This window comes from Avibacterium volantium, from assembly GCF_049366555.1.
Taxonomy (GTDB): Bacteria; Pseudomonadota; Gammaproteobacteria; order Enterobacterales; family Pasteurellaceae; genus Avibacterium; species Avibacterium volantium_A.
In genome coordinates this window covers 1-4,660 of sequence record NZ_JBMMGT010000047.1, presented here as the reverse complement: position 1 = coordinate 4,660, position 4,660 = coordinate 1, and the positions used below count along the sequence as shown (strand labels likewise).

The following is a 4,660-nucleotide window of genomic DNA, read 5'->3' as shown; positions in this document are numbered from 1 at the left end:
CAATGTAATTTACGTTGCCTGGTAAGTCCTGATATATATTGCCCCTATCATTAAATATACGAGTGTAAGCGATAACTGTGCGTCCATTTGTGTAGCAAAAGTTACGTTTATGAACTACAGTTTCACCTTCATTAACATCCCATTCTGCACCGTTTTCATTGTCATCTCGCATTGATACAAGCCAACGGCATTGCGACTCACTAAATCCTGCGGGCAAAGGTAATGTTTGATTATGATTGATTACCCCAGTCAATACAGCAACGTCTCCAGCTAATGCCACTGTCCCCGCCCTAGCAGGCAAAAATATCTCGTGGCTGCCTTCATTCCAGAATTTCCATCGTCTGTCCGGCAAGGCTTCAAGCCGCATCCTGAAATCGCCTTGATTGCCCGAGCGGAAAAAGTCTATCCCTGCACACCCATCATCTATTGCTTTGAGGCTAATATAATTCCCTTCCCATTCTAGGATATTTGGTTCGCTGTTATAGTTGATATCTTTTCCTAGGCAATAGGAAGCATTACCAAATGCCACAAACCCTTTCGTTGTCTCGGTGGCTGATTTGATTTTAACCGTGTGGACAATGGCATCATCACCGATAAAGGCATCATCACCAATTTTGATGTTATTTGCACCATTGTTATTACTGGTAACTTCAAGCATTGGGACGATGAGCTTGCCTGTCATCGTATCGCCAGATTTATTGACTTTTTGGGCATTAACCCAACTCTGATAAGCCACCGTTTCATTTTTATCCAATTTGGGAAAAGCTATATAACGCTGCTCGCCACTTGCAGAGCGATAGACATAATTAAATCTTGGGTCAGCTGCAGATGCAGGATTAACCTCCCAGCGCCAATAACTGCCATCGGGCAGCGTAGCTCTTAGTCGCTCCCAGCCATTGCTAGTAGTATTAATATAACCAAGTGCGCCAATCGTGCCTGCAACTTGCAGCTTCTCTATGCCGTTATCGGTAGTTTTGCCTATCTGACTTAAAGTGCAACAAATAAATCAAGTTGCTTTATTTGGGCGAGTTCTAAGCCTAGCTGATATTTTTCTTGCTTTCGTTGATTGAGTAATCGCCCTGCTTCGCTGCCTTTCGATTTAGACAGACGCTCTTTTTCTTTCCAATCAAGTAGCTTTCTTTTCACTTCATCACGGCGGGCAATGCCTTCCGTCCAATAATCCCATAGTGCTAAGAAACATTCTTCCTGATATTCCTCAAGGCGTGTTTTTAAATCAGCACGCACTTTATTTGGATTAATGCTAAATAGCCAACCATTTAATTTTTTGATTGGCATACAGAGCATTTCGTATTTCTTGCCGTCTTTTCCAGTTGTAGTCATATAGTAACAACTGAATTTTTCGCTATGATCGACTAGCTTTTTATATTGTGGCTTCCAAGCTAAACCAATTCCTTCAATAATTTCACGCATTGCCACATAAGCAATGCCATTATTATCCACTAACGTAATTTCTTTACCTAAAAATTCTGCAGTTAATGCTTCCATTATTTTCTCCTTATTCTCCACATAAAAAAGCCTGTAAGAAACGGTGAGTGGAGAAAGGAAACACCGCTTTCGAGTGTACTTTTCTATCTTACAGGCGATAAAAAAACCCGACCATTTCTGATCGGGTTATATTGTTTGTTAGATTCAGACCACGCCAAAAGCCGCTTGTGGAAAACCACAAGCGGCTTTTGGCGTGCGGTGATTTTTAGCTCAATTTTTAGAAATTCGCTAATCGTTTTGGTTGTGGTTGTTCGTCAAGCAAGCTTAACATTCCTTTAATGAACATAATGCGTTCGCTTTTAGCTTGAACATATTTTCTCGCTTTGGTTAAAGCGTTTTCGGTTGACATATTGAGGTTATAGAGGTAATGCCCTCCGATAAATTTGTCTATATCTCTGCCAAGATGTGGGTATTCCTTGCGTATTTTCTCGTCCATCTCAAACGCTCCATTCAGGGAGTGGTACAGGTTGGCGATAATACGGATTGCTTCTTCGTCTGCTTCCACTTCAGCAAGAGGTAAAGGTTGCTGTTTTGGTTTATTCCAGTAATCAAACAACGCTTGGTAGCATTCTCTTTTGTAGGTGATGAGTGTTTTTCTGATTTCAGGTTTCACCCGTTTTACGTCAATACCAAATAACCAGCCGTTGAGGTATTGGATTGGGAGGCATAATGTTTGTTGTTCGCCACCATTTGAAGGTGTTGTTATGATGACAACACCTTGAGCAAGCACTTCATCACGCTTAATTCTTGAATATTGTGCTGCCCAATCTAAACCGATGTTTTCACAGATAGGACGCATAGCAACGTAATGAACGTTATTTTGTTCAAATGTGGTTAAAGTGCGGTTGTAAAATTGGATTGTTTGAAGTTGAGTTTGATTAGACATAATAATTAACCTTATATTTGCGAAATTTATCCAATTTAAAGGTGTTCTTATGATGCGAATACCTTTTGAAATTGGTGATCGAGAGGTTCGCAAGCCTAAGGCTAGGCTGGAGTTATTTCCCTTTCGGGTATTGTATTCCTCGCCCTCTCGATCATTGATTGTTATTTACCGTTTTTGTCAAATTTGGCTGAGAAAAGGAGAAACACCAAAATTTAGATACAAAAAAACCGCAATGGATTTTAGGTCTTGCGGTATGACCACCTTTAGGTTGCGACACCTATAAGGTAAATATTACTCTAGCTATTTCTCAACGTCAATATAAATTCAGCAATGGAAGTCAATAAATTTGGCACAAGCCAGCTCATCGCAAAAATAAATCCTAAAATCAATACCACATAAGCAAAAGTTCGGGCTTTATCAGATTTATCAATTACTTCTATCATTTTACAAATCCTCTCTAACTAGGTTAAAATCTATCTGCATTAGTGGTTCTCCATTACAACATAGATTAAGAATGAAAGAAACGAACACTCGCAATGTTGGGGGTGTTGTTACGGTAGTAAGTACAGTGCTACTTATCCACTTTTCTTTTATAGGATTCTATTTCTTCTGCTAATAAATCCAAATTATAACCTTTCGTTACTATGATAAGGTGAAGATTATTCTGTTTACATTTTCTTTTCTTCAATTCATCCCTTTTCTGTGTCTTCTTAAAAGCTTCAACTCCGCCAAAAAAATCAATTGGTTTAAAATGTTGCTCTCCATGATACTCAACACCAATTCCCCAATCCTTGAACCAGATATCTAAATGCTGTCGTCCTAACCAATCTGGTTTTCCATGTTGCACAATTTCTGTATTGGGGAATAATTTCAATAATTCATGATAAAGTAAGGTTTCAGATAGCCAGCCTTCGCCAACACCTTTTAATCCAACGTTTTTTCTAGCTCTAGACTCTGCTTCTCGTTGAAGAATTTTGCAGATATTGTTAAAATCTGAATTCGTGTAAAGGCAATATGAAGGAAATGGTGCTTTAATTATTTTTCCATTTGGTATTCCATCGAACATATTAAAATCATAGGTATTATGAAACAACCCATGTTTTTCCATAACCTTATACCACCCACCTCTCGGGAGTGCATATTCAGCAAAAACACTATCTAACATATCTAAATATAATTCATTATTTGCTGTAATAAACTTGCTTTTTCTTGCTTCAGTTAACCTAACTAAGTCTATTGCTTGCGGCTCTTTATTTGCTTGAAAATACACATTAATTGCATGATTTGCAAAATGTGTACTAGTGCTTATAATTCTATCTTTCTCATGAATTGACATATACTCATCAAACTGTGATGTCATAATCCGACAATCTTGAGCTAAACTTTGAAAAAATGAGCCTCCCCAATCATCCTTATAGTGTAATTTCTCCATATTAGAGAACAATCTAAGCAAGAAATAAAAATCCATATTTTCATCAATTATATTTGCTACAGCAACGTAAATAAGAAACTTGTCATCTCTATTAAAATTGATGGCTTTATTCTCTAGAATTTGTTTTTTTATATTAACTACACGCTTTAAGTCTTCATTTGACAAACCAAATGAGATTTCTGACTGAATTTCAATGAAATTATTAAGATCTTGTCTTTTTGAGTCTGCCTGTATCGTTCCATCTCTTTCCTTTTTGTTCAATTCATTTTCTATTAGTTTTTTTAGCTGTACCAATACATATAGGATACCTTTTACTAGTTGTTGAATAATTTTTAGCATATTAGAACCAATAAATAACTTATTTGAAATGAAATTAATGAGTTTATAGGACTACTATACCTTCTTACATTAGCTAACAAAACTAAAATCAAAAAATATTTCAATTAAGGGCTAACTTTTGCATCGCCCTTAATGCCTGCTATTTTCGCCAACCCTGTTATCCCTCGTTGTTTTTGTATCTCTGTGGGCTTTCCTGTTGCCGCTTTTCCAACATTAGCTTTGGTTTTACCTGCCTTGCCTTTTGCACTCGGTGCGGTTTTTTCTGCGGGCATTTCTTCGGTTCTGAGGGTAACTTTATTGATTTTGCGAAATTCAGCCGTAATATTTAACCGTTCACCATCATCGCTATTGCGTTCAATCTCAAGGCTTTCAATAGCAAAATCCTCATACACATCAAGCCCCGTAACAATGGTAATCAACTCACGGCGGCCGTGTAGCTCTCGCAAAGTTTCTTTTGCTTCAATTAATTTGTATTTGCCAAGGCTGATATTAAATAA

The 4,660-nt window shown here is 37.6% G+C and carries 6 protein-coding genes; all 6 read right to left on the bottom strand.

Annotated features, from left to right (window positions below):
• Positions 1 to 754 (bottom strand): hypothetical protein (locus ACLS0A_RS10805; protein WP_416083460.1); only part of this gene is annotated, 754 nt, incomplete at its 3' end.
• A 233-nt stretch (positions 755 to 987) separates the two neighbouring features.
• Positions 988 to 1,506 carry a phage antirepressor N-terminal domain-containing protein gene (locus ACLS0A_RS10800; RefSeq protein WP_416083461.1) on the bottom strand — a complete coding sequence of 173 codons (519 nt, stop codon included), beginning with the start codon at positions 1,504 to 1,506 and terminating at the stop codon, positions 988 to 990.
• A 217-nt stretch (positions 1,507 to 1,723) separates the two neighbouring features.
• Positions 1,724 to 2,392 (bottom strand): phage antirepressor N-terminal domain-containing protein, encoded by a 669-nt coding sequence (locus ACLS0A_RS10795; RefSeq protein ID WP_416083462.1) that lies wholly within the window; start codon positions 2,390 to 2,392, stop codon positions 1,724 to 1,726.
• Between the two features lie 296 nt (positions 2,393 to 2,688).
• Positions 2,689 to 2,835, bottom strand: a complete 147-nt coding sequence (locus ACLS0A_RS10790) for a hypothetical protein (protein ID WP_416083463.1) — start codon at positions 2,833 to 2,835, stop codon at positions 2,689 to 2,691.
• Between the two features lie 128 nt (positions 2,836 to 2,963).
• Entirely contained in the window at positions 2,964 to 4,163 is a 1,200-nt protein-coding gene (locus ACLS0A_RS10785) for a hypothetical protein (RefSeq protein ID WP_416083464.1), read from the bottom strand.
• 104 nt (positions 4,164 to 4,267) lie between these two features.
• Positions 4,268 to 4,660 (bottom strand): phage baseplate protein (locus ACLS0A_RS10780; protein WP_416083465.1); only part of this gene is annotated, 393 nt, incomplete at its 5' end.